Below are 26,170 nucleotides of genomic sequence, written 5' to 3'. Positions count from 1 at the left end.
ATTGGTTGCGGGGGCCGGATTTGAACCGACGACCTTCGGGTTATGAGCCCGACGAGCTACCAGGCTGCTCCACCCCGCGTCCGTGGATGCGCACTATACTCCGCTCGCGTTTTCATGCAACCTTTTTTTTACCCGGATCACGGAATTGGGATGTTTTTGAACAAAAACAAACCACTAAAGCCTATTTTTTGTGCAAAATTTGCGTCAGGGAGCGGCTACGCATTTCATTAAACCCAACGGTTTGTTATCTTCGTTGCGCCTTATTTTTTAACCTGAAGAAGAGAACAATGAAAGGACGTTGGGTAAAGTACCTTCTTATGGGCGCAGTCGTAACGATACTTGCCGCCTGCTCCTCCAAACCAACCGATCGCGGACAGCAATATAAAGACGGGAAATTTACCCAGCCTTTCTCTCTGGTGAACCAGCCAGATGCCGTTGGCGCGCCAATTAACGCCGGTGATTTTGCCGAGCAAATTAACCATATCCGTAACGCGTCGCCGCGTCTGTATGGCAACCAGAGTAATGTTTATAACGCGGTGCAGGAGTGGCTGCGCGCAGGTGGTGATACCCGCAATATGCGTCAGTTTGGCATTGACGCCTGGCAGATGGAAGGGGCGGATAACTACGGCAACGTGCAGTTTACGGGTTACTACACACCGGTAATTCAGGCGCGCCATACTCGCCAGGGCGAGTTTCAGTACCCTATTTACCGTATGCCGCCAAAACGCGGTCGTCTGCCGTCTCGTGCGGAGATCTACGCGGGGGCACTGAGCGATAAATATATCCTTGCTTACAGCAATTCTCTGATGGATAACTTCATTATGGATGTGCAGGGGAGTGGATATATCGATTTTGGCGATGGCAGCCCGCTTAACTTCTTCAGCTATGCCGGAAAGAACGGTCATGCCTATCGCAGTATTGGTAAGGTTTTGATCGATCGTGGCGAAGTGAAAAAAGAAGATATGTCGATGCAGGCGATTCGTCACTGGGGTGAAACGCACAGTGAAGCCGAAGTTCGCGAACTGCTGGAACAGAATCCATCTTTCGTCTTCTTTAAACCGCAATCTTTCGCGCCGGTGAAAGGGGCAAGTGCAGTGCCGCTGGTTGGCCGTGCGTCGGTTGCCTCTGATCGTTCGCTTATCCCACCAGGTACTACCTTGCTGGCAGAAGTGCCGCTGCTGGATAATAACGGCAAATTCAATGGTCAGTACGAACTGCGTCTGATGGTGGCTCTGGATGTCGGTGGCGCAATCAAAGGCCAACACTTCGATATCTATCAGGGGATTGGCCCTGAAGCTGGCCACCGCGCCGGTTGGTACAATCACTATGGTCGTGTCTGGGTGCTGAAAACGGCCCCGGGCGCAGGTAACGTTTTTAGCGGCTGATGTGATATTCTGTACGCCGTTTTTACGGATAAGCCAGGGTGAGGGATAACCTCACCTTTTGATTGTTGACTAACTGCGCGTTGTTCATGCCAGATGCGGCGTGAACGCCTTATCTGGCCTACAAATTATGCAAATTCAATATTTTGCAGGAGTTATGTAGGTCTGATAAGCGTAGCGCATCAGGCATTTATGCGTTTAAGGTGAGGGATAACCTCACCCTTTTTAATTCTGAGGTGCTATGTCTGTTGTAATAAGTGATGCCTGGCGTCAGCGTTTTGGCGGCACAGCGCGTCTGTATGGTGAAAAAGCGTTGCAACTGTTTGCTGATGCGCATATTTGTGTCGTCGGTATCGGTGGTGTCGGTTCCTGGGCGGCGGAAGCTCTGGCGCGAACGGGGATTGGCGCAATCACACTTATTGATATGGATGATGTGTGCGTCACCAATACTAATCGGCAAATTCACGCGCTGCGCGATAACGTCGGGCTGGCAAAAGCTGAAGTGATGGCGGAACGTATTCGCCAGATTAACCCGGAGTGCCGGGTAACGGTGGTGGATGATTTTGTGACGCCGGATAACGTAGCGCAATATATGAGTGCCGGTTATTCGTATGTGATTGATGCCATTGATAGCGTGCGACCTAAAGCGGCGCTGATCGCTTATTGCCGTCGCAATAAAATCCCATTGGTCACGACCGGTGGCGCAGGCGGGCAGATTGATCCGACGCAGATTCAGGTTACTGATCTGGCAAAGACAATTCAGGATCCGCTGGCGGCGAAACTGCGCGAGCGCCTGAAAAGTGATTTTGGCGTGGTGAAAAACAGTAAAGGTAAGCTCGGCGTGGACTGCGTTTTCTCTACCGAAGCACTGGTGTACCCGCAGTCAGACGGTACGGTGTGTGCGATGAAAGCCACGGCAGAAGGGCCGAAGCGGATGGATTGCGCGTCAGGATTTGGCGCGGCAACGATGGTAACCGCCACCTTTGGTTTTGTTGCGGTTTCTCATGCGCTGAAGAAGATGATGGCGAAAGCGGCGCGTCAGGGGTAAACATTAGGTCGGAGGCGACGTCTGGTGCGTCTTATCCGACCTTGAACGTGCAACATCAAGCTTGCTTCGCCGCCGCGATAATCGCCTCGCTTAACGCATTCAGCCCTTGACTGCGTGAGGCGCTAAGTTGCGCACGCAATCCCAGCTCATCAAACAATGCCAGCGGCGACTGTGCCTGTAACTCGGCAGCGGTTTTCCCCTCCACTGCGGTCAACAACACGGCCAGCAGACCGCGCACAATGCGTCCTTCGCTATCACCAAAGAAATGCATCTTGCCGTTTTCAGCGACGCTATACCCCAACCAGACGCGGTTTTCGCATCCGGCAATCTCTTTGGCCTGCGCTTTTAACTCGTCTGGCAAAGCAGGAAGCTGTTTCCCCAGCATAATCAACTGGCGATATTTATCTTCCCATTGCGTCAGCGGCGCGAAAGTGTTGTGTAACGACTCTGCCGTTACGGTTGTGCCGAACGGATGTCCGGCGAATTGCGGGTTCGTCATTAATCCACCAATAATTCCAGTGCGCGGTCAACGGCGTTCACCAGCGCATCCACATCACTCTTTGTATTATATGGCGCAAAAGAGGCGCGCAGAGTGCCGGTTACGCCTAATTCTGCCAACAGTGGCTGAGCGCAATGCTGCCCGGCGCGTAGGGCAATGCCATACTCCGCCAGCAGCGTTACCATATCGCTATGATGAACACCGGCGAAATCAAAGGCCAGCAGGCTGGAGTCCTGACAGCGGAATGAACGAAAGCCAGGACGTTTTGCCAGCGCCTCTTCTGCGAGCGTCGCCAGACTGCGACTCCAGCTTTCTGCCTGGTTGATATCATAATCTGCCAGCCATTCCAGCGCCGCGCTTAACCCAATGACGCCTGCGACGTTGGGCGTTCCGGCTTCCAGTTTCCACGGCGCAGATTGAGTGGTGAAGCCGTCAAAACTGACTTCGTGGATCATTTTGCCGCCGCCCAGCCAGGGCGACATTGCTTCCAGCAGTTCTGGTTTGCCATACAGCACGCCGATACCTGTCGGGCCATAAAGTTTGTGACCTGAAAAAGCGTAGAAATCGATATCCAGTTGCTGAACATCGGCAGGGAAATGCACCGCCCCCTGAGCTCCATCAACCATCACCACCATTCCGGCGGCGTGGGCAAACGTAATCGCTCTCGCCAAATCCGGGCAACCACCGGTGACGTTCGACATCTGGCCCAGCGCCAGAATCCGGCTACGAGGAGTCATTAGCGCTGGCAATAAATCGACATCCGGCAACCGCTGCGCATTAAGCGGCAGTTTCACCACTTTGGCTCCAGTTTGTTGGGCGACCATCAGCCAGGGAACAAGATTGGCGTGATGTTCTGCCACACTGACAATAATTTCATCGCCTGGTTGCAGGTGTGGACGGGCATAACATTGCGCCACCATGTTAATAGATTCGGTGGTGCCACGTGTCCAGACAATAGTTTTGTCATCCGATGCATTCAGCAGTTGGGCGACTTTCTCCCGCGCGGCCTCATAACGTGCGGTTAACCGTTGGGCTTCGGCGTACTGGCTGCGATGCACGTTTCCAGCACTCAGGCTATAGAACTGCCGGGTTGCCTCAATAACGGCTTCGGGTTTGAGCGCAGTAGCGGCGCTGTCGAGATAGACGCCCGCATCCTGTAATGCGGGAAAGTGCGCGCGAAACGGCGCGGGATTAAAAACGTTCATGGTACTCCTCGGCTTGATAAACCGATCGTGGCGCAAAATTCACTTCGACACAAGGATAGCCCTAACCTTCGGATTCATCTGGATATCCAGGCGAAAGCGACTCGGTCGCTTATGCTTAATAGTGTTAGGCGTTAATTTTAGCCTGTTAATGAATTTTTATTGCGAGTGAATAATCGCTTTAAGGAGAAGAAGATGAAAAAGACTGCCGCAATTATCTCTGCCTGTATGCTGACTTTTGCCCTTAGTGCCTGTTCCGGTTCAAACTATGTCATGCACACCAACGATGGACGCACCATTGTTGCCGATGGCAAACCGATGACGGATGATGAAACCGGTATGATTTCTTATAAAGACGCTAATGGCAACAAACAGCAGATCAACCGCACTGACGTGAAAGAGATGGTCGAACTGGATCAGTAATTCACGATCGCAAGGTAAAAAAAAAGCACCGCAATTAGGCGGTGCTACATTAATCACTATGGACAGACAGGGTAAATGTACAGGAAGTGAAAAAAGGTAGCTTTGCTACCATGGTCTGAATCGCAGACCAATTGCAAACACAACAACACAACATCACAACCGTAAGCCAAAAGTTCACCAGAACACGCATTCCGATAAAACTTTTCGTTCCGGCTCAGGAAGTGCCGCCACTATAGGTATTTGCTGGTAGAAGCTCAACGGACAAATTATAATGGCTCAGATAAAAAAAACTAATAGGTTACATACTGTGATCTAATTGTTAAATTCATTTAACATCAAAGTTTAAAAGCCATGTCAAAACGATTACCACCGCTAAATGCCTTACGAGTTTTTGATGCCGCCGCACGCCATTTAAGCTTCACACGTGCAGCAGAAGAGCTTTTTGTGACTCAGGCCGCAGTAAGTCATCAAATCAAGTCACTTGAGGACTTTTTGGGACTAAAACTGTTCCGTCGTCGTAATCGTTCACTTCTGTTGACCGAGGAAGGGCAAAGCTATTTCCTCGATATCAAAGAGATATTTTCGCAATTAACTGAAGCAACGCGTAAACTCCAGGCCCGTAGCGCCAAGGGGGCGTTGACGGTCAGCTTACTCCCCAGTTTTGCCATCCACTGGCTGGTGCCGCGACTTTCCAGCTTTAATTCAGCTTATCCGGGAATCGATGTTCGAATCCAGGCGGTCGATCGTCAGGAAGATAAACTGGCGGACGACGTTGATGTCGCTATATTTTATGGCCGTGGCAACTGGCCAGGGCTGCGGGTGGAAAAGCTTTACGCCGAATACCTGTTGCCAGTATGTTCGCCTTTGCTATTAACCGGTGAAAAACCCTTGAAGACCCCGGAAGATCTGGCTAAACATACGTTATTACACGATGCGTCCCGTCGTGACTGGCAGACATATACCCGCCAGTTGGGGTTAAATCATATTAACGTTCAGCAAGGACCGATATTCAGCCATAGCGCCATGGTGCTACAAGCTGCCATTCATGGGCAGGGTGTGGCGCTGGCAAATAACGTGATGGCGCAATCTGAAATCGAGGCTGGACGTCTTGTCTGCCCGTTTAATGATGTTCTGGTCAGTAAAAATGCTTTTTATCTGGTATGTCATGACAGTCAGGCAGAACTGGGTAAAATAGCCGCCTTTCGCCAATGGATCCTGGCGAAAGCCGCTGCTGAACAAGAAAAATTCCGCTTTCGTTATGAACAATAATTTACGTAGGGTACGACCATGACCAGCCGTTTTATGCTGATTTTTGCCGCCATTAGCGGTTTCATTTTTGTGGCTCTGGGCGCTTTTGGTGCACATGTTTTAAGTAAAACAATGGGAGCCGTTGAGATGGGCTGGATCCAGACCGGCCTTGAATACCAGGCGTTCCATACACTGGCGATTTTGGGGCTGGCAGTGGCGATGCAGCGTCGCATCAGTATCTGGTTTTACTGGAGTAGTGTTTTCCTCGCGTTAGGCACGGTGCTGTTCAGCGGCAGCCTTTATTGCCTGGCGCTGTCTCATCTGCGTTTGTGGGCGTTTGTCACTCCGGTCGGTGGTGTGAGCTTCCTCGCGGGTTGGGCGTTAATGTTAGTCGGTGCTATCCGTTTAAAGCGCAAGGGCGTAAGTCATGAATAAGGTTGTATTGTTGTGTCGTCCGGGCTTTGAAAAAGAGTGCGCCGCAGAAATTACCGATAAAGCCGGTCAGCGGGAAATCTTCGGTTTTTCCCGCGTGAAAGAGAATGCGGGTTATGTCATTTATGAATGTTATCAACCGGATGATGGCGATAAGCTAATTCGTGAGCTGCCGTTCAGTTCATTAATTTTTGCCCGCCAGTGGTTTTTGGTAGGAGAACTCCTCCAACATTTGCCGCCAGAAGACCGCATTACGCCTATTGTTGGCATGTTGCAGGGCGTGGTGGAGAAGGGCGGTGAACTGCGTGTTGAAGTCGCGGACACCAACGAAAGCAAAGAGTTACTGAAATTCTGCCGTAAATTCACGGTTCCGCTACGGGCTGCCTTGCGCGATGCGGGCGTGCTGGTGAACTATGAAACACCGAAGCGTCCGGTGGTGCATGTATTCTTCATTGCCCCAGGTTGCTGCTATACCGGTTACTCTTACAGCCACAATAATTCGCCGTTCTATATGGGCATTCCGCGTCTGAAGTTTCCGGCAGATGCGCCGAGTCGTTCCACGCTCAAACTGGAAGAGGCATTTCATGTGTTTATTCCGGCAGATGAGTGGGATGAACGCCTGGCGAACGGGATGTGGGCGGTGGATTTAGGTGCTTGCCCGGGTGGCTGGACCTACCAACTGGTGAAGCGCAACATGTGGGTTTATTCCGTCGACAACGGCCCGATGGCGCAAAGTCTGATGGATACCGGACAGGTGACATGGCTGCGGGAAGACGGTTTCAAATTCCGTCCGACACGCAGCAATATCTCATGGATGGTATGCGATATGGTTGAAAAACCAGCGAAAGTTGCGGCATTGATGGCGCAGTGGCTGGTTAATGGCTGGTGCCGTGAAACAATCTTCAACCTCAAACTGCCGATGAAAAAACGCTACGAAGAAGTGTCACACAATCTGGCGTATATTCAGGCACAGCTTGATGAACATGGCATAAATGCTCAGATTCAGGCGCGGCAGTTATATCACGATCGCGAAGAAGTGACGGTGCATGTCCGTCGTATCTGGGCTGCGGTGGGTGGTCGTCGCGACGAGCGATAACGGGCAAGGCCGGGGCGCCGTCTCCGGCCTGCTACCATTGCCATCAGGCTGTCACCAAAGAAGCCGCAACCTGGCGCTCATCAGAAATAATGTGCGTGACCTCATCCAGATGCCCGATGCGGGCTTCTCCAGAACGATTAAATTTACTTTTATCAATCAATAACAACGATTGCGCGGCACGTTTTAATAGCATCGATTTGTAGTCAGCGTTGATCGCATTGGAGTCCCACAGTGCGCCGCTGCTGTCGATCCCTTCGCAAGAAAAAATAAACAGATCGATTTCCAGCGATTTAAGCTGGGAAATCAGCGAGGGATTGACGTAACAACCATATTTGCGCTCAAGTGTGCCGCCGGAACTGATCAGTTGAATGCGTTCGCGCTTACCGAGTTCATGACAAATTGGATGGCTATTGGTGAAGACCTGAATGTCGATGTCAGGCAACTGGCGTGCCAGATACCAGCAAGTTGAACTGGCGTCTAAGGCTATCATCATCCCTTCTTCAATCCACGCGAGCGCTTCGCGGGCAATATCTGCTTTATGCGCATAATGACTTTTCAGCCGGATATGAAAGGGATCGCCGCTGTCTTGATTTTGACGGTGGATATATTTAGCGCGCCCATGATTGCGCAGAATTTTACCCTGCGTCTGTAATTCATTGAGATCGCGACGAATGGTTTCTTTACTGACCTTTAGCTGTTCAGAGAGAGCTTCCGTGGTCAGGCTGGTATGGTTCAGCAGCAGGTCGACTATCGCTTGCTGGCGTGCCGCTTTCATATTTTTCACCCCATCATTCGATAACCGCCCGCGTCATGCGGGCGTACCGGTATGAGATTACGGTGTTACCCCTTTTTTTAAAAGAATATTCCCGTACTTCGCTCGTTCGCCTGTGATAACGATCGCAAAGGCTTTTTGTGCCCGTTCATAAAACGCAAAACGGTCGATGCGGGTGATTTCAGGGCACGGGGTCTGTAGTGAAAGCGCATCACGATAGCGTTGTTCCACTTCAGGATCGAGGGTGTCACCTTCTACTGCCGCCATCATCACCAGCGGCGGCGCATAGCTGTCCAGTTCAAATAACGGGATAATTGCCTGGAGCAAGTCGCTCACTAACAGGCCATCAGCGCGGATCACCTGTGGTCCCATCGCATGGGCGGGAAAGTGAGCATCGGAAAAAATAATTTCATCTCCATGCCCCATCTCTGCCAGCACTTTCAATAGTTCGGGAGAAATTAACGGCGAAATTGTTTTCAGCATTTCACACTTCCTCTGTAAATTCGGGTTCAGTTTGTGGGTAGAAATAACGGTACTGATAATGAATTTGCGCGCGGGCTTCTTCCGGGCTGTTAAATTCCCCTACGCCATACCAGCCAAACAGCGCAGCTCCTGCGACGGTCGTTTCGGCATCGTCGAGAACTTTTACCGGAATATCAAGCACATTGGCTTTAATCTGATTCCACAATGTGTTGCGACTTCCGCCACCGACTAACAACAATTCAGAGGCTTTAAAGTGGCCGATTTTTTCCAGCATCTGTAGATTGCGCTGTAACTGCGCGGTTAACCCTTCCAGCGCCGCGCGATAGAAATGCCCCCGCGTGGTATTGAGCGTCACTCCTTGCCAGCCTGCGTCCTGACATGACAATAAATCACACTGCATTTTCACGCCGTCCGCGCCCGGTGGGATCAGACGAGCTTCTTCAATCAGCATTTGCCACGGAGTTTCAGTAGTCCATAACAGTTTTCTCACCCATTCCAGCACACCGGATGCCAGCCATTGCATACCCGGGTTATACAAACCTGCCTGGCTGTCCAGTTCACAGGTAGAACCGGCGTACTGACTAAGCAGTGAAGTATCAACCTGCGCGCTGCGAACCATTAAAATTTCCCAAGTACCGGAAGAGAGCACGGGTTCATTTTGTTCGGCACCCGCGCCAAAAAGGGCGAACTGAGTATCGTGACCCGCGGAGATCACCGGTATGCCAACGGGTAAGCCGAGCATTGCTGCGGCGCTGTTCTGTAGTGTGCCAATCTGTTCACCCGCTTCCACCAGACGAGGGAAGAGTCGGCGTGGAATACCGGTGGCTTGTAAAATTTGCGGACTGAAATCGCGTTGCTGGATATCCAGCATCTGGCTGGTTCCGGCCATGGTGATATCAGTAGTGAATTCGCCGGTTAAACGGTGGTTAATTAGCGACGAAATAAAGAGCCAGGCGTGCGCGCGTTCCAGCAGTTGTGGATGGTTTTCTTTCAACCATACCAGCTTATATAACGTGTTGAAACTAAAGGCTCCGACACCAGAAATGGCCTGCAACTGTTGTGCGGAGATCAACCGTTCAATATTGTCCATTACCGCCGCCGTTCGCGGACATTTCCAGCTAATGACCGGATAGAGCAGATTTCCTTGCTTATCAACCAGAGCGCCGTCCACACCAAAGGTCGTTACGGCGATACCGCGGATGTGGTATTCAGCCAGTTCACTGTTGATTTGCCGACAGCAATCAGCGAAGCGTTGCAAAATAGCGTCTAAAGACCACTGGTGCCAGGTGTTGTTTTCCATCGCGATATCGCTGGCATTAGGCGTTGAGGCGCGGGCAACAATTTTTCCCTGCCGATTAACCGCGATGGCCCTGACATTGGTCGCGCCACAGTCGAGTACCAGGATAACTTCTTGTTTCATAATCGCTCCTGCAATATAGCCGGATAACATTGCTTATCCGGCTAACCACTCTTGCTTGTTCAGACCCGGTAGCCGGAGCGACCGGGCATCACATCAGGGAGTAATGTATTAACGCTTGTACAACGGACCGTAGTTCTGGCAAGCGCGGTAATCCTGGCCTTCAATATCCATGCCGTGCGCGGCCCAGGCAGAAGGACGATACACTTTTGTCTCTTCAACGTTGTGCATACATACCGGGATCCGCAGCATTGAGGCGAGAGTGATAAAGTCTGCGCCGACGTGGCCGATGGTCAGAACGCCGTGGTTAGCGCCCCAGTTCGCCATTACCGAGTACACATCCGTAAACGGCCCTTTGCCGGTGAGGCGCGGTGCAAACCAGGTGGTTGGCCAGGTTGAGTTGGTGCGTTTGTTGAGGATGTCATGCACATCCTTCGGCAACTCCACACTCCAGCCTTCCGCGATTTGCAGTACCGGTCCCAGGCCTTTAATAATGTTGACTCGAGTCATGGTGAACGGGACGCCGCCTTCAGTGAGGAAGCGGGAAGAGTAACCGCCGCCACGGAAATATTCGTGGATCGCCGGGCACCATTCGGTAGCGGCGAGGCAAGCGTCAGCCTCTTGCTGGGAGATTTCCCAGTGCGGCTTCATCGTCGGTTTTCCTTCGCTGTCGCGTTGTTTACAGGAACCGTCCAGCGCAGCAGAACCGGAGTTGATCAAATGGATGATGCCGTGTTCTGCCAGCCCGTCCAGTTTATGCCCCGTTACGCGCTCAATTGCTTCAGGTGACCAGTAGGTACGCACATCGGCAAATACCTGAGCGGTGCCGGTGAGCTGGTGACCCATTAGCATTGCCACGCCGTTAAGACTGTCGTTTTCGGTAGCCACGACAAAGGGTTTGCGCACGCCATTCCAGTCAAATGAACTGTTGAGGATCGCTTCGGCGGTGTCGCCATTTGGATATTGATCGGTCCAATGACGTTGTCCCTGGAAGCCCGCCGCAATGGCGTTGTAGCCAAGAGATTCTTCCACGCGACCGATATCAGCCAGTTTGCTGTTGCCTTGCATCATGTCGCGGATACACATTGCCATCAGCAAACTTTCGCGCAGAACTGCGCGGCTTTGTTCGGCATTACGTTGATATTGTTTGTTATTTTCATCTTCGCCATAGCGGAAGTTTTTATCAGCCCAGGCCAGCGCCATTTCCAGTTCTGCTTCGTCGTAAATCTTCTGATCAATACGGCGACGCAGTTCGGTCATATCCACCGCCTGGACTTTCATTCCCAGCCAGGATTCAAAGAAGTTGTGGTCAACGATGGAACCGGCGATCCCCATCGAAACGCCGCCCAGTGACAGATAGCTTTTACCTTTCATACTGGTGACTGCCAAACCGGCACGGGCAAAGCGCAGCAGTTTTTCTTCAACGTCGGCAGGAATCGATGTGTCATCGGCATCCTGAACGTCATGGCCGTAAATGGAGAATGCCGGGATACCTTTCTGACTGTGAGCTGCCAGGGCTGCGGCGAGGTAAACAGCGCCCGGGCGTTCAGTGCCGTTAAAGCCCCAAATGGCTTTCGGACGGGTAGGGTCCATGTCGATGGTTTCACTGCCATAGCACCAGCAAGGCGTTACCGTAATGGTGAGGCCTACATTCTGGCTGCTGAATTTTTCTTCGCAGGCGGCGGCTTCAGCCATCCCCGCGATACAGGTATCGGAAATGATGCACTCGACGGCAGCACCGCAGGCATGGCGCAGTTTCTCGGTTAGCAGTGCGGCCGTGGCTTTCGCCATATTCATTGTTTGTTCTTCAAGCGACTCACGAACACCCATGCGACGACCGTCAATAACCGGGCGGATACCAATTTTCGGTAACGTATTAATTTTCATCAGGATTCCTCATCTCGCTTTATTGGCGCTCTGCTAAGGCGGAGAAAGGAACCACCGAAGCAGTAATATTGATTATTAGTTGCTAACTCGAGTTAGCTTAGGTATGTAGGCTTTTTGTGTACAACTTTTTTCTTGTTGAAATGTGAGGGGCTTCACGAGAAGTGGTTAAAATTCGATCTCTGTCAAATTATTATTTGGTGAGATAAAAACTAATATTGTTAATAATCATTGAGTTATGAGATTTTGGTGGTTATGCATCACAGTTTTACCTCAAATTATTTGGCTAATTTGTATACCTAAAATAGCCTTTAAAAGGTGAACGCTAACTCGAGTTAGCAAAATGCGAAAAATAAATTGATGCGATGAATGTCCATTCAAACGTTATTCGTATCACAGTGAAGAGGGCTTTAGTAGCGACATTTATGTCGTACTTCACATTTTCAGTTTCTGATTATTGAGGAAAGCGGCAATGTCCGAAACATTTTTGCAAATGAAGCATATCACCAAACGCTTTCCAGGCGTGTTGGCGCTTAATGATGTGCAATTTACTCTACGCCGGGGCGAAGTTCATGCACTATTAGGTGAAAATGGCGCAGGAAAATCTACCCTAATGAAAATTTTGTCGGGTGTTTATCAACCTGACGAAGGTGAAATAGTTTTTGAAGATCAATCTGTCTCATTTTCTGAGCCGTTAAGTGCGCAGCGTGTTGGTATTACTATTATTCATCAGGAATTTAATTTATTTCCTGATCTTACAGTGGAAGAAAATATTTTTATCGGTAGGGAGTTTTGTAAAAAAAATCGCTGGCGTCTGGATGAAAAACAGCAACGTCAGGCGACGATTGAGATTTTGCAAAAATTAAATTTGGCAATTTCACCAGATACTCTGGTTGCCGACCTTACAGTAGCTCAGCAGCAGATGGTAGAAATTGCCAAGGCCATTTCAGTTAACGCAAAGATTCTCATTATGGATGAACCTACTGCAGCGCTAACAGAAACAGAAATTGAAAGTTTATTTCGTGTCACCCGATTATTGAAAGAACAGGGCACTGGGATTGTTTATATCTCCCACCGTCTGGAAGAGTTGGCGCTCATTGCCGATCGCGCGACCGTAATGCGTGATGGTCAGTATATCAATACTGTGGATTATGAATGCGTAAAAATAAGTGACTTGATTGCCATGATGGTGGGGCGCGATTTAGGAAATATCTATCCCCGTCGCGAAGCGCTACAGCAGCGGATTCCGGTACTGGAGGTGAATGGACTGACGCGTAAAGGCGTGCTGAACGATATTGATTTCACGCTCTATCGAGGTGAGATCCTCGGCTTTGCCGGTCTGATGGGGGCTGGTCGTACTGAGCTTGCGCGCGCGATTTTTGGGGCGGACTCCATTGATAGCGGAACGCTAATATTGAATGGTAAAGAAATCGTTATCAAAGATATTTCAGATGCAATTCAGCAAGGGATCAGTTATCTGACGGAAGACCGTAAAAAAGAGGGGCTGGCGCTTAACTTGTCTGTCGAGCGAAATATTATGCTAGGAAATTATCCTGAATATTCCGACCGTTTTGGGAATGTTGATTCACATCGTTGTCAGCAAACCAGTGAACAACAAGTGAAGGCCTTAAGAATTAAAACCCCACATCTTGAACAGGCTGCAGTAAATCTAAGTGGAGGAAACCAGCAAAAAATTATTATTGCGCGCTGGGTATGTAAAGATACTGATATTTTAATCTTCGACGAACCTACTCGCGGTATTGATGTTGGTGCCAAACTGGAAATCTACGAGTTAATGAATCGTCTCGTGGCTAAAGGGAAATCAATTATCATGATCTCCTCTGAATTGCCGGAAGTGTTAGGAATGTGCGACCGTATTTTAGTGATGCGTAGTGGTCGAATTACCGGCGAGCTTAGTGCAAATGAAGCCACGCAAGAAAAAATTATGCAATACGCGACGTTAGAGGATTAAATTATGACTATCTCTGTAACCTCTTCAGACAGCAATAATAAGAAAATAAAAATCAATAAGGAATTATTGATGCGTCTGGCGCCATTATTCAGCCTGATTATTTTAGTGCTGTTTTTTAGCTTCAGTTCGCCCTTTTTCTTTAATACCGAAAATATCATGACGATTGCTCTGCAAACGTCGGTAATTGGCATCATGGCCATTGGAGTCACTTTTGTCATTATTACCGCAGGCATCGATCTATCACTGGGTTCCGTGGTGGCTTTTTCTGGTGTCGCCGTGGGTATTTGCGCCACGCTGGGACTGCCGCTGCCTGTTTGTATTATTGCTGGTGTTTTAGCAGGCGGATTGTGCGGCTATGTGAATGGTTTGCTGGTTACTAAAATGACCATTCCACCGTTTATCGCTACGTTGGGACTGATGATGTCCGTCAGGGGGATCAATATGGTGATGACCGACGGGCGTGCAATCTATTTTTCCGATTACCCAACGTTCAAAACGCTCGCTCAGGGACGCTTATTTGATGTGCTGCCTTATCCTGTTTTCTACCTTGTCATCGTGGCACTTGTCGGCGCTTACATTCTGAAAAAAACCGTTATTGGTCGCTATGTCTATGCCGTAGGCAGTAATGAAGTTGCCGCTCATCTTTCAGGTATTAAAGTTCAGCGCGTGAAAATTTTCGTCTATGCCTTCTGCGGCTTACTAACGGGGATAGCGGGTGTCATTCTGGCATCTCGTCTCAACTCCGGACAACCGACGGTAGGAGTGGGTTATGAGCTGGAGGCTATTGCCGCGGTAGTGATCGGCGGAACCAGCTTAATGGGTGGTATTGGCACTATTGGCGGCACAATCATTGGCGCTTTCATTATGAGTGTACTGAAAAATGGCCTCAATTTAATGGGCGTCTCCCAGTTCTGGCAAATGGTCGCAATGGGTGTAGTTGTAGTCGCTGCCGTTTACCTCGATACATTACGCAAAAAGATTCGTTGACTTAGGCTCCCTGTTTTATCGGGAAATAACAGCCCTGACGTTAAGGGTGACTCACTCAAAACGGAGTAAAACAATGAAAAACAGGCATTTTGTCTATGCGTTATCTCTGCTGGCCTGTATGACTTCCAGCGCACTGGCAAAGGATTTGAATCTTCCGGTTGTTAGTAAAGGTTTTCAGCATGAATTCTGGCAAACCGTAAAAATGGGCACTGAAGCTGCGGCTAAAGAGATGAGTGATAAAACCAGCTATGTTGGCCCGGCTGATGAAACGCAAATAGCCGAGCAGATTCAGTTAGTCGAAAATGCGATGGCGCAAAAACCGAATGGCTTGCTCCTGGCTGCCCTCGACGCGAATGCGCTCGCCCCGCTGGTAGAAACAGCAAATTCACGCGGTATTAAAGTGGTGACCTTTGATTCAGGCATCAACTCGAACATTCCGGTGAGTTTTGTCGCGACCAACAACCGTAAAGCAGGGGCACAGGCTGCCGATGCGTTAGCCGCGCAGGTCAACAATAAAGGAAAAGTCGGGATTATCGCGCATGTAGCAGGAACTTCTTCCGCCATTGAACGCTCGGAAGGCTTCATGGAACGGATGAAAGAAAAATATCCTGACATCAAAGTATTACCCGTTCAGTACAGCGATGGTGATCCCCAAAAAGCGATGGATAAAACTATCGACATGATCCAGGCCAACCCCGATCTTGCGGGGATCTATGGCACCAATGAAGGTTCAACGCTCGGGGTGGCGAATGCCATTGATAGCCAGAATCTGAAAGGTAAGGTGAAGGTCATTGGTTTTGATAGTACAGAAGCGATTATTAACTTCCTGAAGAACGGCGTCATTCAGGGCTTTGTTGTTCAGGATGCATACCAGATTGGCTATCAGGGGATCAAAACCTTGAATGCGGCCCTCTCAGGACAACCCGTTGAAAAAGAGATCGATATTCCCGTGAAATTTGTGAATACCGAGAACATTAACACGCCAGAAATCGACAAACTGCTACACCCATTTGGTAAGAAATAAAAAATTGGGGGTGAACTTTCATCCCCGTTATCTCCAGCGTCAGGGAGGCTTTATGCACAACGGTTATTTTCTCGGTGTCGATGTCGGATCGGCCAGTGTCAGAGCGGGAGTTTACTGTGCCAATGGCCGCAGGTTGGCATTTGCCACTGCGCCTGTCTCCCAGTTTCGCCCGGGCGGCGAGCGTGTCGAACAGTCTTCGGCTGAGATCTGGCAACAGGTCTGTAAAACGGTGAAAGAGGCGACAGCTCTGGCGGGCATCCCCGTTTCCGCGATTTGCTCGCTGGGTTTTGATGCTACCTGTTCGCTGGTTGTTCTTGATGGACAAGGCAAAGGTTTAGCGGTCTCGCCCAGCGGACCTGCGAATCAGGACATCATTATGTGGATGGATCATCGCGCAACAGCCGAGGCGGCGCAGATTAACGCGACGAAGGATCTCGCATTGCGCTACGTTGGCGGCGAAGTGAGTGTCGAGATGGAGCTACCAAAGTTACGTTGGTTGAAGACACATCTACCACAAACCTGGCAGGCCGCTCATCGCTTTTTCGATCTGGCGGATTTTCTGGTCTGGAAAGCAACAGGGCGAGACGTCGCGGGATTGTGCACGCTAACGTGTAAATGGAATTATCTGGCTCATGAGCAACGCTTTAGCCATAACTTACTGGAATCGATAGACCTGACGGACATGCTTGAAAGAATTCCCGCCGAAATTCTTCCGCCAGGCGCTGCCGTGGGAACGTTAACTGCCACTGCTGCTGAAGAATTGGGATTAACGACCAATGTTATAGTGGCCAGTGGCTTGATTGATGCTCATGCCGGTGGTGTGGCGCTGGTTGGCGCGCAGCCATCAGGTACGCTGGCAGTGATAAGCGGAACGTCGAATTGCCATATGTTGTGCAGTGAAAAAGAGATATTTACCCCTGGCGTCTGGGGGCCATACTGGTCGGCCATGCTGCCAAATTACTGGCTAACCGAAGGTGGGCAAAGCGCCGCAGGGGCGCTGGTGGAGTGGACGCTTCAGGAGTCCGGGGCAAGCGCAAATCTCTTTAACAAGGCGCAACAACGCGGGTGCCATCCGATTCAACTGATTAATGAATGGGTAGCCGCCCTGGAAAATAACGAGTCTGAACCTACACGAAATTTACATGTGCTTGCCGATCATCACGGCAACCGTTCGCCACGAGCACGGCCCGATGCCAGAGGCAGTGTCTATGGTTTAACGCTGGAGCGTGGAGAAAATCAACTCGCGCGACTTTACCTTGCGACTTTACAGGCAATAGCCTTTGGCACCAGACATATTATTGAAACTCTAAGGGAAAATGGGCATACCATTACCCAATTAACGTTATGTGGTGGTGCAACGCACAACCCCTTGTGGCTACGCGAATATGCAGACGTGACAAGCTGCGATATCCACCTGATGCAAGAAGAAGATGCCGTTACGTTGGGCGCAGCAATTAGCGGTGCTGTTGCCAGCGGAGCATGGCGTAATTTTTCATCCGCATGTAAAGCAATGGTTGAGGCCGGCGAGGTTATTCGGGCAAACCCACAACGCCGTGAATTTTTAGAACGTAAATACCAGGTTTACCTGACGCTTTGGGATCAACAACAGGTAGTTAACCAACTGATGTAATAAGACAAAAGTTAAAAATACTTTTATGATTGTGATTTGACGTCTGGATGTTAACTGGGAAAGACCTATGGCTAAAACAGTAGAGCAGATAGCCAGCGACCTGAATTTATCGGTTACGACCGTGCGACTGGTGCTAAATGGAAAAGCGGAACAATATCGGATCAGCGTCAAAACCCAAACGCGTATCAATGAATATGTAGAACGCTATGGTTATATCATTAATCATTCCGCCCGCAGTCTTAAACTTAACAAAACAGATACATTGGGATTGATTGTTCCCAACATATCCAACGTCTTTTTTGCAACGCTGGCAGAAAAACTCGAACAACGCTGTCGACGTTCCGGATATCAACTTACAATCAGTTGTACTTATGATGACGTTGATTATGAAAATAAATTGACTAAAGCATTTATCGCACGAAATGTAGATGGTCTTTTTATTGTCCCTTCGACACTGGAAAATCAACAGCATCATTTACGCAAAATTCGTAAACCAATGGTGTTACTCGATCGTGATTTCAAATATACCGATAACGCATTGGTAGAAAGTAATAATATTTCTGGCGGTGAAAAACTGACACAAAATATTCTCGAGGCAGGGCAGGCACCAGTATGGTTTTTGCTGGGAGATGCCGGGTTGCCGAGTATCAGCGATCGTCTGACTGGCTATTTGAATGCGTTGGCGAAAAAGGGTATTACCCATCGTAATTGGGTGAGGGAAGGCCCGGTAAATACCCCTGAAGGCGGCTATGTCATTATGGACAAACTCATTGAAGATCAGGGATGTCCACAGGCATTTATCGCCTCGTCTTTACCTGTGCTTGAAGGCGCTGTTCGCGCGATTCGCGATCGTTTTGGCGCTGTACCGCCAGAAATCAATATCGGCACTTTCGATGAACATCCCATGCTGGGATTTCTCGCCAATAACGTCTGGTCAATGCAGCAGGATGAAAATGCCTGGGCAGAAAAAGCGTTTGAAATGATGTTAAGCGCTATTGAAGAAAGGCCCGTAAAAAAAACGGTCAAAGTAGAAATGAAATTAATTAAGCGCATAAGAAAAAAATAATAATCGCAGAAAATAAGCAGGCTATTGGGCAATAATATTCAATAGCCTTTCCTTACTAAAAATAACCCCGTCTTTATTTGCGGTGCTGTTTTACGCAACAAGGCGAGCTGAACCTGTATCTGGAGAATAGAGATGGAAAGAACACGTTTATCCCGTGAAATAATTGAAACCTGTCTGGAAATGACGCGTCTTGGGTTAAATCAGGGGACTGCGGGGAATGTCAGCACGCGTTTTGAAAATGGCATGTTGATTACTCCCAGCGGTATTCCTTATGAAAGAATGACGGAAAATATGATTGTCTATGTTGATGGCAACGGAAAATACGAAGAAGATAAAATCCCTTCCAGCGAATGGCGTTTCCATATGGCGGCCTACCAAAGCAGACCGGATGCCAACGCGGTTGTTCACAACCATGCCGTTCATTGTACGGCAGTTTCCATTCTTAACCGGCCGATCCCCGCCATTCACTACATGATCGCGGCGGCTGGCGGAAATTCCATTCCTTGCGCACCTTATGCGACCTTTGGGACACGCGAACTTTCCGAACATGTTGCGCTGGCTCTCAAAAATCGTAAAGCAATTCTGCTACAACATCATGGGCTTATCGCTTGTGAGGCTAATCTGGAAAAAGCGTTATGGCTGGCGCATGAAGTTGAAGTGCTGGCGCAGCTTTATCTGGCGACCCTGGCGATTACTGACCCGGTTCCAGTACTGAGCGATGAAGAGATTGCCGTGGTGCTGGAGAAATTCAAAACCTATGGATTACGGATTGAAGAGTAATTTCGTAAAGCAACAAGGAGAAGGATGATGGCTAACAGAATGATTCTGAACGAAACGGCATGGTTTGGGCGGGGCGCAATTGGCGCTTTAACCGATGAGGTGAAACGCCGTGGTTATCAGAAGGCGCTGATCGTGACTGATAAAACGCTGGTGCAGTGCGGCGTGGTGGCGAAAGTGGCCGATAAGATGGATGCCGCCGGGCTGGCATGGGCGATTTACGACGGCGTAGTGCCGAATCCGACAATCACCGTAGTCAAAGAAGGGCTGGGTGTATTCCAGAACAGCGGTGCGGATTACCTGATCGCTATTGGTGGTGGTTCTCCGCAGGATACCTGTAAAGCGATTGGCATCATCAGCAACAACCCGGAGTTTGCCGATGTGCGTAGTCTGGAAGGGCTTTCACCGACCAATAAACCCAGCGTACCGATTCTGGCGATCCCCACCACGGCGGGCACTGCGGCGGAAGTGACCATTAACTATGTAATCACTGATGAAGAAAAACGGCGCAAGTTTGTTTGCGTTGATCCGCATGATATCCCGCAGGTGGCGTTTATTGATGCTGACATGATGGATGGTATGCCACCGGCGCTGAAAGCCGCGACCGGTGTCGATGCGCTGACTCATGCCATCGAGGGGTATATTACGCGTGGTGCGTGGGCGCTGACCGATGCGTTGCATATTAAAGCCATTGAAATTATTGCCGGTGCGCTGCGGGGATCGGTTGCTGGTGATAAGGATGCCGGAGAACAGATGGCGCTCGGACAGTATGTCGCGGGCATGGGCTTCTCGAACGTTGGGTTGGGGCTGGTGCATGGTATGGCGCACCCGCTGGGCGCGTTTTATAACACCCCGCACGGTGTTGCGAACGCCATTCTGTTACCGCATGTTATGCGCTATAACGCCGAATTTACCGGCGAGAAGTACCGCGATATTGCGCGCGTAATGGGCGTGAAAGTGGAAGGCATGAGCCTGGAAGAGGCGCGTAATGCTGCTGTTGACGCGGTGTTTGCTCTCAATCGCGATGTAGGTATTCCGCCACATTTGCGTGATGTTGGTGTACGCAAGGAAGACATTCCGGCACTGGCGCAGGCGGCTCTGGACGATGTTTGTACCGGTGGCAACCCGCGTGAAGCAACGCTTGAGGATATTGTAGAGCTTTACCATACCGCCTGGTAATTGCGCTGATGTGATAATGCCGGATGCGACGCTGGCGCGTCTTATCCGGCCTACACGGTCATGAAATTCAATGGGGTGTTAATCGGTAGCATCCGGTATCTCTTTACCGTACCAACCGTAATTGCTGTAAATTGCCGTCGATATGCAAATCAGTTTGTAAGCGGGCAATATCGCGGCACAGAAACGCCATCTCTTTATGTACTTCTAATTTTTTGCGCCACTTTTCGGCAACCGTGTCGAGATTCTCATAAATTCCTTCCAGACTCTGAAACTCGACCAGCAACTGCGTGGCGCTTTTCGGGCCAATCCCTGCAACACCCGGCACCTTTGAACTGCTGATCCCCGCCAGCCCCCAGTAATCGGGCAACTGTTGCGGTTGAACGCCAAATTCTTTATCGATAAACGGCGCATCCAGCCAGCGTTTCTGGAAGTAATCGCGAATGCGCAACGTTGGCGAAAGTAGCTGGCAGTAGCCTTTATCTGTCGAAACAATGGTTGCCTGATGCCCGGCCTGCGTCACTTTGACCGCCAGCGTAGCGGCTAAGTCATCGGCTTCGTTGCCGCTGGCTGACCAGCACGGGACGCCGCGTTGCTCAAAGGCGGCGCGTAATGCAGGCATTTCGTTGTGCAACTCTTCCGGCATTGGTGGGCGACCCGCTTTGTAATCCGGTAAACGTTGATGACGCCAGCCGCTACTGCGGTTTTCATCATCAAAAACGGCGACCGCGTGGGTTGGCTGGCTGTGCATAATAAGTTGATCGAGAGCGTGCTGGCAGGTCTCCACGCAGGGCGAACCCTGAACGGCATGAATGCGACGGATAAGATTCAGTGCATCGACGATAAGCAAATGAACAGCCACGATAACCCCCTTAAAGATCAGGCGATAAGGGTAACATTCGATACCTGAACAGGCTACGGCTGGATGAGAAAACAGGAAGAGGCCTCGCAAAACGAGGCCTCTGGAGAGAGATTAATCGCAGGCAACGATTTTCATCGCCAGGCCGCCGCGAGATGTTTCGCGGTACTTGGCATTCATGTCTTTACCTGTTTCGTACATGGTTTCGATAACTTTATCGAGGCATACGCGTGGCTCGCTGGTACGGCGCAGTGCCATACGTGCAGCGTTCACTGCTTTCACTGCTGCAATAGCATTACGCTCGATGCACGGCACCTGTACCTGTCCGGCGACCGGATCACAAGTCAGGCCGAGGTTATGCTCCATAGCGATTTCCGCCGCGATGCACACCTGCGCCGGGCTTGCGCCTAACAGTTCAGCCAGGCCAGCCGCAGCCATAGAGCACGCCACACCAACTTCACCCTGGCAACCCACTTCGGCACCAGAAATCGAGGCGTTCATCTTATAAAGAGAACCAATCGCGCTGGCAACCAGCAGATAACGAGCCAGTGAGTTAGCGTTCACTTCGCGGATAAACTTGTCGTAGTATGCCAGCACCGCCGGGATAATTCCGCACGCGCCGTTAGTCGGCGCAGTAACCACTCGACCACCTGCTGCGTTTTCTTCGTTTACCGCCAGTGCGAACATGTTGATCCAGTCGACAACCGCCATTGGGTCAGTTGTGGTCTTATCCTGGCTAACCAGCATTCGACGCAGCGCCGCCGCACGACGTGGAACGCGCAGTTTGCCTGGCAACACGCCTTCGGTGGAAATACCGCGCTCAATACCGCCGCGCATCACTTCCCAGACGTTCGCCAGATGCTGTTCCAGCTCTTCTTTGCTGTGCAGCGCCAGCTCGTTTTTCATCATCAGGCCAGAGAGTGACAGACCAGTTTCCTGGCAATGTTTTTGCAGGTCGGCTGCTGAACTGTAAGGATAGGGAACTTCAACCGGCGCGCTATCCTGCTGACCAAAATGTTCTTCATCAACGATAAAGCCACCGCCGATGGAGTAGTAAGTCTGACTGTAAACAACTTTGTCGCCTGCCAGAGCGGTGATGCGCATACCATTCTCATGCAGAGAAAGGTTGTCAGCATGGAAGTTCATGCACTGATCAACCGGGAACTCCACTTCGTGCTGACCGTTTGCCAGCATCAGACGACCGTGAGTATTCACATCCTGAATAAAACCAGGGATAGAGTCGATATCCACGGTATCTGGCAGATTACCCGCCAGACCCATAATAATGGCGATATCCGTGTGGTGGCCTTTACCGGTCAGAGAGAGTGAGCCGTAGACGTCAACCACCACGCGGGTTACGTCTTTCAGCAGATTACGGGCAATCAGATCGTCGGTAAATTGTTTACCCGCTTTCATCGGTCCAACGGTATGAGAGCTGGAAGGGCCAATGCCGATTTTGAAAATATCGAATACGCTAATCATAGGAAATACATCGCGTTAAAACGGAGGAAGCGCCGCCCGAAAGCGGCGCGAAAGGACTTAGCTGAACAGAGAGTAGAAGATTGCGGAGATAGCAATCAGACCCATCACGACAACGAATACGTTGCTGATGTGACCGCTGTACTTACGCATTGCCGGTACTTTCTGGATTGCGTACATCGGCATCAGGAACAGGATCATCGCGATGATTGGGCCGCCCAGGGTTTCAATCATACCCAGGATGCTCGGGTTCAGGGTGGCAACAATCCAGGTTGTTACCAGCATGAACAGTGCAGTGATACGGTTCAGCTTGTTGATTTCAATAGACTTACCTTTACCACGCAGTGATTTAATCACCATACCGTTGAAGCCTTCACGCGCGCCCAGGTAGTGGCCGAGGAAGGATTTGGTGATGGCAATCATCGCGATAATCGGTGCCATCCACGCGATAATCGGCGCATTAAAGTGGTTAGCCAGGTAAGACAGAATCGAGATGTTCTGTTCTTTTGCCGCAGCCAGGTCTGCCGGAGACAGGCTCAGTACGCAGCTAAAGACGAAGAACATAACGGTCAGCACCATCATGATGTGTGCGAATGCCAGGATCTTAGAGCATTTCTGTTCTGCCATATCGCCGTACTCTTCACGCTTCGCAACGGCGAAAGAAGAGATGATCGGAGAGTGGTTGAACGAGAACACCATGACCGGAATCGCCAGCCACAGAGTCATCCACAGACCGTTACCGGTAGAAGCTGCAGTATCCAGAGACAGAGTTTCCAGCGCCGCGCCGTTCCACTGTGGGATCAGGTACAGAGCCAGCAGCATCAGAACTGCAACGAACGGGAATACCAGGATGCTCATTGCTTTAACGATCATCTGCTCACCGAAGCGAACGATGGTCATCATACCCACGATCAGGATCAGGGACAGAATCGCACGCGGCGGCGGTGTCATGCCCAGTTGGTGGGCCATGAAGCTTTCTACCGTGTTAGTGATTGCCACGCTGTACACCAGCAGGATCGGGTAAATAGCAAAGAAGTACAGCAGGGTAATCAGTTTACCTGCGCCAACACCAAAGTGTTCTTCTACTACCTCGGTGATGTCTTCGCCCGGATTTTTACCAGACAGTACGAAGCGAGTCAGGCCGCGGTGAGCAAAAAACGTCATCGGAAACGCAAGGATGGCCATGATGATCAGCGGGATCATACCGCCAACACCGGCGTTGATTGGCAGGAACAGTACACCCGCGCCGATTGCTGTACCATAAAGGCCCAGCATCCACATGGTGTCTGTCTTGCGCCAGGCACTGCGAGAGTCTTTCGACGCAATCGTGCTGGTTTGAGTTGTTTCCATCTATTTCTCCTGGAGGAATGCAAATAATTCAGCTTTTAGCCAGTTCAGCCCGGGAAGGTGCCTGGCCGTAAAAATGAAATCTGTCTATCGGCGATGGCTCAATCATTTTCCGCCGTAATAATTTGAGGGCGGAAAGATACACACAACTTATGTCTCTATCAGTGATCTTGATCTCAAATACAATAATCTACTTGGAAGATAGATAATCCCAACGCTTTACTCTGTAAATCAAAAGTAAAAGAGAATTTAAGGGCGATATTTGCCCACTAAACGACATCTGTTTTCTTCCGGGGCGCGCAATATATGTAGGTTGAACTGAAAAAATCAATACTTTTAGTTAATCATGATGAGATTTTATTTTTATCAGCGATAAAATGCGGTTTATAAAAGCAGGTAAACGTTTGCGTTGCAATATAAATTGTATGACATATTGATGTTGGTGACATTAATTGCATGATGACGTGCTGAAATATTCAGATGGAAAATGAAATAGATTGCTTAGTGAGTGACCAGGGAGAACAAAACCCGGCAACGATCGTTACCGGGAGAAGGGAGATTAAGTGCAGATTTCGTAGCAAGGGATATAGGCAGAGCCAGGCAACTTCATACGATGCTGGGCGACAAACCCCTGAAGCAGGTCGTCCATACGACGCATAATCTCTTTATCGCCGTTGATTTTGTAAGGGCCAAACTCTTCAATGGCGCGAATACCGACTTCTTTCACGTTACCCGCAACAATACCGGAGAATGCTCGACGCAGATCGGCGGCCAGCACTTCAACGGGTTGATCCGGGTAAAGCTTCAGATTGGCCATGTTCTCGTGAGACGGCTCAAACGGCATTTGCAGATCTGGCGCAATGCGCATTGACCAGTTAAAGCTGTACGCATCGCCGGTATCGCGACGGTTTTCTTTCACCAGCGGCATCGCTTTTTTCATCTGACGTGCTACTTCGGCAGCGTCATCAATAATGATGCGATAATGGCGGCGCGCGTTTTCTCCCAGCGTATGTACGACAAATTCGTCCAGTACGCGGAAGTAGTCGGCGCTTTCTTTCGGCCCGGTGAGGATCAACGGTAAAACCTGATCTTTGTTGGCCGGATTCATTAAAATTCCCAGCAAGTACAGCAACTCTTCTGCCGTACCCACACCACCCGGGAAAATAATGATGCCGTGAGCGATACGCACAAACGCTTCAAGACGTTTTTCGATATCCGGCATGATGATCAGTTCGTTGACCAGTGGGTTAGGCGGTTCAGCGGCGATAATCGACGGTTCTGTCATGCCAATAAAACGACTGTCTTTGTAACGCTGCTGAGCGTGACCTACTGCTGCACCTTTCATCGGCGCTTCCATCGCTCCTGGACCGCAGCCGGTGCAGATATTCAGCTCGCGAAGCCCCAGTTGATTACCAACGCGCCGTGCATACAGATATTCGTTTTCATTGATGGAGTGACCGCCCCAGCACACCACCATATTCGGTGCTTCGCCTACATGCAGCGCGCGCGCGTTGCGCAATATAGAAAAGACCAGATTAGTAATGTGGACAGAGTTGTCGAGATTCAGATTGGGAAAACGAACGGTGTTATGGATTTGCCCGTAGACGAAGAGAATGTCGCGCAGAACCGCAAACAAGTTGGCCTGTAAGGCGCGGATAATGCGCCCATCGACGAAAGCTTCTTCCGGAGGGTTGATCAGTTCCAGCTTAACACCGCGTTCACGGCGCAACACGTTAATGTCGAAATTTTCAAAACGGGATAGCAATTCTTTGCTGTTATCGGTGAGGCTACCGGAGTTCAGAACGGCAAGTGAACAGTTGCGAAACAGTTGATAGAGGTCGCTGCTGGCGGTGCGTTTAAGCATGTCCACCTCCAACTGCGACAACATATCCATGGAGCCAAGTGGGCTAATATGTGTAATCAAGAAAAACTCCTTATGGGACAATTATTGTCATTCCCTTTGATTA

General features: G+C 50.1%; 23 protein-coding genes and 1 tRNA gene. 13 read left to right on the top strand and 11 right to left on the bottom strand.

The window, feature by feature from the left end; translation table 11 throughout:
* Positions 1 to 2 precede the first annotated feature (2 nt).
* Positions 3 to 79: transfer RNA gene (locus A1SC_RS10650), tRNA-Met, on the bottom strand.
* 208 nt (positions 80 to 287) lie between these two features.
* Here A1SC_RS10650 and mltA point away from each other — a divergent pair.
* Positions 288 to 1,385 carry a murein transglycosylase A gene (mltA, locus tag A1SC_RS10655; RefSeq protein WP_000678632.1) on the top strand — a complete coding sequence of 366 codons (1,098 nt, stop codon included), beginning with the start codon at positions 288 to 290 and terminating at the stop codon, positions 1,383 to 1,385.
* 238 nt (positions 1,386 to 1,623) lie between these two features.
* Positions 1,624 to 2,430, top strand: coding sequence for a tRNA cyclic N6-threonylcarbamoyladenosine(37) synthase TcdA (gene tcdA, locus A1SC_RS10660; protein ID WP_000117724.1), 807 nt, complete (start codon positions 1,624 to 1,626; stop codon positions 2,428 to 2,430).
* A 55-nt stretch (positions 2,431 to 2,485) separates the two neighbouring features.
* Here the strand turns inward: tcdA and csdE are convergent, their stop codons facing one another.
* Together csdE and csdA are read right to left on the bottom strand one after the other, a co-directional pair.
* Positions 2,486 to 2,929: a cysteine desulfurase sulfur acceptor subunit CsdE gene (csdE, locus tag A1SC_RS10665; protein ID WP_000184239.1), complete on the bottom strand. Its 444-nt coding sequence runs from the start codon at positions 2,927 to 2,929 to the stop codon at positions 2,486 to 2,488.
* On the bottom strand, positions 2,929 to 4,134 hold the full coding sequence (gene csdA / locus A1SC_RS10670; RefSeq protein WP_016262485.1) for a cysteine desulfurase CsdA: 1,206 nt from the start codon (positions 4,132 to 4,134) through the stop codon (positions 2,929 to 2,931). The genes csdE and csdA overlap by 1 nt, the downstream gene beginning before the upstream one ends.
* Before the next feature lie 192 nt (positions 4,135 to 4,326).
* On the opposite strand from csdA, the gene A1SC_RS10675 reads away from it, so the two are divergent.
* The 4 genes from A1SC_RS10675 (at position 4,327) to rlmM (ending at position 7,330) form a co-directional block, all read left to right on the top strand.
* Positions 4,327 to 4,554: a YgdI/YgdR family lipoprotein gene (locus A1SC_RS10675; protein ID WP_000750396.1), complete on the top strand. Its 228-nt coding sequence runs from the start codon at positions 4,327 to 4,329 to the stop codon at positions 4,552 to 4,554.
* 351 nt (positions 4,555 to 4,905) lie between these two features.
* Entirely contained in the window at positions 4,906 to 5,823 is a 918-nt protein-coding gene (gene gcvA, locus A1SC_RS10680) for a glycine cleavage system transcriptional regulator GcvA (protein WP_000044401.1), read from the top strand.
* A gap of 18 nt (positions 5,824 to 5,841) precedes the next feature.
* On the top strand, positions 5,842 to 6,237 hold the full coding sequence (locus A1SC_RS10685) for a DUF423 domain-containing protein (protein WP_000203905.1): 396 nt from the start codon (positions 5,842 to 5,844) through the stop codon (positions 6,235 to 6,237).
* On the top strand, positions 6,230 to 7,330 hold the full coding sequence (rlmM, locus tag A1SC_RS10690) for a 23S rRNA (cytidine(2498)-2'-O)-methyltransferase RlmM (RefSeq protein ID WP_016262484.1): 1,101 nt from the start codon (positions 6,230 to 6,232) through the stop codon (positions 7,328 to 7,330). Before A1SC_RS10685 ends, rlmM begins: the two co-directional genes overlap by 8 nt.
* Positions 7,331 to 7,373: 43 nt before the next feature.
* Here rlmM and fucR read toward each other — a convergent pair whose 3' ends face one another.
* The 4 genes from fucR to fucI form a co-directional block, all read right to left on the bottom strand.
* Positions 7,374 to 8,105 carry an L-fucose operon activator gene (fucR, locus tag A1SC_RS10695; RefSeq protein ID WP_016249141.1) on the bottom strand — a complete coding sequence of 244 codons (732 nt, stop codon included), beginning with the start codon at positions 8,103 to 8,105 and terminating at the stop codon, positions 7,374 to 7,376.
* A gap of 57 nt (positions 8,106 to 8,162) precedes the next feature.
* A complete protein-coding gene (gene fucU, locus A1SC_RS10700) occupies positions 8,163 to 8,585 on the bottom strand; it encodes an L-fucose mutarotase (protein WP_000920827.1) in 423 nt (140 codons plus the stop codon).
* Between the two features lies 1 nt (position 8,586).
* Entirely contained in the window at positions 8,587 to 10,005 is a 1,419-nt protein-coding gene (gene fucK, locus A1SC_RS10705) for an L-fuculokinase (RefSeq protein WP_016262483.1), read from the bottom strand.
* 108 nt (positions 10,006 to 10,113) lie between these two features.
* Complete coding sequence (gene fucI / locus A1SC_RS10710) at positions 10,114 to 11,889, bottom strand: L-fucose isomerase (RefSeq protein ID WP_016262482.1); 1,776 nt, start codon at positions 11,887 to 11,889, stop codon at positions 10,114 to 10,116.
* Positions 11,890 to 12,358: 469 nt separating this feature from the next.
* Between fucI and A1SC_RS10715 the strand changes: the two genes are divergently transcribed.
* The 7 genes from A1SC_RS10715 to fucO all read left to right on the top strand — a co-directional run bounded on the left by A1SC_RS10715 (position 12,359) and on the right by fucO (position 20,521).
* Positions 12,359 to 13,858, top strand: coding sequence for a sugar ABC transporter ATP-binding protein (locus A1SC_RS10715; protein ID WP_001516976.1), 1,500 nt, complete (start codon positions 12,359 to 12,361; stop codon positions 13,856 to 13,858).
* A gap of 3 nt (positions 13,859 to 13,861) precedes the next feature.
* Complete coding sequence (locus A1SC_RS10720) at positions 13,862 to 14,845, top strand: ABC transporter permease (protein ID WP_001516975.1); 984 nt, start codon at positions 13,862 to 13,864, stop codon at positions 14,843 to 14,845.
* 73 nt (positions 14,846 to 14,918) lie between these two features.
* The gene (locus A1SC_RS10725; RefSeq protein WP_016262481.1) at positions 14,919 to 15,869 is read left to right on the top strand and encodes an ABC transporter substrate-binding protein; all 951 of its coding nucleotides are present in this window, start codon (positions 14,919 to 14,921) and stop codon (positions 15,867 to 15,869) included.
* Between the two features lie 52 nt (positions 15,870 to 15,921).
* Positions 15,922 to 17,499 carry an FGGY-family carbohydrate kinase gene (locus A1SC_RS10730; protein ID WP_016262480.1) on the top strand — a complete coding sequence of 526 codons (1,578 nt, stop codon included), beginning with the start codon at positions 15,922 to 15,924 and terminating at the stop codon, positions 17,497 to 17,499.
* Positions 17,500 to 17,566: 67 nt separating this feature from the next.
* Positions 17,567 to 18,565, top strand: a complete 999-nt coding sequence (locus A1SC_RS10735; protein WP_001516972.1) for a LacI family DNA-binding transcriptional regulator — start codon at positions 17,567 to 17,569, stop codon at positions 18,563 to 18,565.
* Between the two features lie 132 nt (positions 18,566 to 18,697).
* Positions 18,698 to 19,345, top strand: a complete 648-nt coding sequence (gene fucA, locus A1SC_RS10740) for an L-fuculose-phosphate aldolase (protein WP_001516971.1) — start codon at positions 18,698 to 18,700, stop codon at positions 19,343 to 19,345.
* Between the two features lie 27 nt (positions 19,346 to 19,372).
* A complete protein-coding gene (gene fucO, locus A1SC_RS10745) occupies positions 19,373 to 20,521 on the top strand; it encodes a lactaldehyde reductase (RefSeq protein WP_016262479.1) in 1,149 nt (382 codons plus the stop codon).
* 103 nt (positions 20,522 to 20,624) lie between these two features.
* Here the strand turns inward: fucO and xni are convergent, their stop codons facing one another.
* The 4 genes from xni to ppnN all read right to left on the bottom strand — a co-directional run bounded on the left by xni (position 20,625) and on the right by ppnN (position 26,127).
* Positions 20,625 to 21,380 (bottom strand): flap endonuclease Xni, encoded by a 756-nt coding sequence (xni, locus tag A1SC_RS10750; protein ID WP_024191905.1) that lies wholly within the window; start codon positions 21,378 to 21,380, stop codon positions 20,625 to 20,627.
* 111 nt (positions 21,381 to 21,491) lie between these two features.
* Positions 21,492 to 22,859: an L-serine ammonia-lyase II gene (gene sdaB / locus A1SC_RS10755; protein ID WP_000626404.1), complete on the bottom strand. Its 1,368-nt coding sequence runs from the start codon at positions 22,857 to 22,859 to the stop codon at positions 21,492 to 21,494.
* 57 nt (positions 22,860 to 22,916) lie between these two features.
* The gene (sdaC, locus tag A1SC_RS10760; protein ID WP_000450483.1) at positions 22,917 to 24,206 is read right to left on the bottom strand and encodes an HAAAP family serine/threonine permease SdaC; all 1,290 of its coding nucleotides are present in this window, start codon (positions 24,204 to 24,206) and stop codon (positions 22,917 to 22,919) included.
* A 556-nt stretch (positions 24,207 to 24,762) separates the two neighbouring features.
* Positions 24,763 to 26,127, bottom strand: coding sequence for a nucleotide 5'-monophosphate nucleosidase PpnN (ppnN, locus tag A1SC_RS10765; protein ID WP_000627991.1), 1,365 nt, complete (start codon positions 26,125 to 26,127; stop codon positions 24,763 to 24,765).
* Between the last annotated feature and the right edge of the window lie 43 nt (positions 26,128 to 26,170).

The organism is Escherichia sp. KTE52 (assembly GCF_000408325.1).
GTDB lineage: Bacteria > Pseudomonadota > Gammaproteobacteria > Enterobacterales > Enterobacteriaceae > Escherichia > Escherichia marmotae.
Note: the sequence above shows the minus strand (reverse complement) of the source record. Positions and strands in the feature narration are given on the sequence as shown.

Bases quoted from the DNA above. Each gene is read 5' to 3' on its own strand.
- A1SC_RS10730 (WP_016262480.1), top strand. From the start codon at position 15,922: ATGCACAACGGTTATTTTCTCGGTGTCGATGTCGGATCGGCCAGTGTC.
- fucO (WP_016262479.1), top strand. From the start codon at position 19,373: ATGGCTAACAGAATGATTCTGAACGAAACGGCATGGTTTGGGCGGGGC.
- mltA (WP_000678632.1), top strand. From the start codon at position 288: ATGAAAGGACGTTGGGTAAAGTACCTTCTTATGGGCGCAGTCGTAACG.
- fucK (WP_016262483.1), bottom strand. From the start codon at position 10,005: ATGAAACAAGAAGTTATCCTGGTACTCGACTGTGGCGCGACCAATGTC.
- sdaB (WP_000626404.1), bottom strand. From the start codon at position 22,859: ATGATTAGCGTATTCGATATTTTCAAAATCGGCATTGGCCCTTCCAGC.
- A1SC_RS10675 (WP_000750396.1), top strand. From the start codon at position 4,327: ATGAAAAAGACTGCCGCAATTATCTCTGCCTGTATGCTGACTTTTGCC.
- csdE (WP_000184239.1), bottom strand. From the start codon at position 2,929: ATGACGAACCCGCAATTCGCCGGACATCCGTTCGGCACAACCGTAACG.
- A1SC_RS10715 (WP_001516976.1), top strand. From the start codon at position 12,359: ATGTCCGAAACATTTTTGCAAATGAAGCATATCACCAAACGCTTTCCA.
- tcdA (WP_000117724.1), top strand. From the start codon at position 1,624: ATGTCTGTTGTAATAAGTGATGCCTGGCGTCAGCGTTTTGGCGGCACA.
- A1SC_RS10735 (WP_001516972.1), top strand. From the start codon at position 17,567: ATGGCTAAAACAGTAGAGCAGATAGCCAGCGACCTGAATTTATCGGTT.
- rlmM (WP_016262484.1), top strand. From the start codon at position 6,230: ATGAATAAGGTTGTATTGTTGTGTCGTCCGGGCTTTGAAAAAGAGTGC.
- fucU (WP_000920827.1), bottom strand. From the start codon at position 8,585: ATGCTGAAAACAATTTCGCCGTTAATTTCTCCCGAACTATTGAAAGTG.
- A1SC_RS10685 (WP_000203905.1), top strand. From the start codon at position 5,842: ATGACCAGCCGTTTTATGCTGATTTTTGCCGCCATTAGCGGTTTCATT.
- fucR (WP_016249141.1), bottom strand. From the start codon at position 8,105: ATGAAAGCGGCACGCCAGCAAGCGATAGTCGACCTGCTGCTGAACCAT.
- fucI (WP_016262482.1), bottom strand. From the start codon at position 11,889: ATGAAAATTAATACGTTACCGAAAATTGGTATCCGCCCGGTTATTGAC.
- fucA (WP_001516971.1), top strand. From the start codon at position 18,698: ATGGAAAGAACACGTTTATCCCGTGAAATAATTGAAACCTGTCTGGAA.
- sdaC (WP_000450483.1), bottom strand. From the start codon at position 24,206: ATGGAAACAACTCAAACCAGCACGATTGCGTCGAAAGACTCTCGCAGT.
- csdA (WP_016262485.1), bottom strand. From the start codon at position 4,134: ATGAACGTTTTTAATCCCGCGCCGTTTCGCGCGCACTTTCCCGCATTA.
- A1SC_RS10725 (WP_016262481.1), top strand. From the start codon at position 14,919: ATGAAAAACAGGCATTTTGTCTATGCGTTATCTCTGCTGGCCTGTATG.
- A1SC_RS10720 (WP_001516975.1), top strand. From the start codon at position 13,862: ATGACTATCTCTGTAACCTCTTCAGACAGCAATAATAAGAAAATAAAA.
- gcvA (WP_000044401.1), top strand. From the start codon at position 4,906: ATGTCAAAACGATTACCACCGCTAAATGCCTTACGAGTTTTTGATGCC.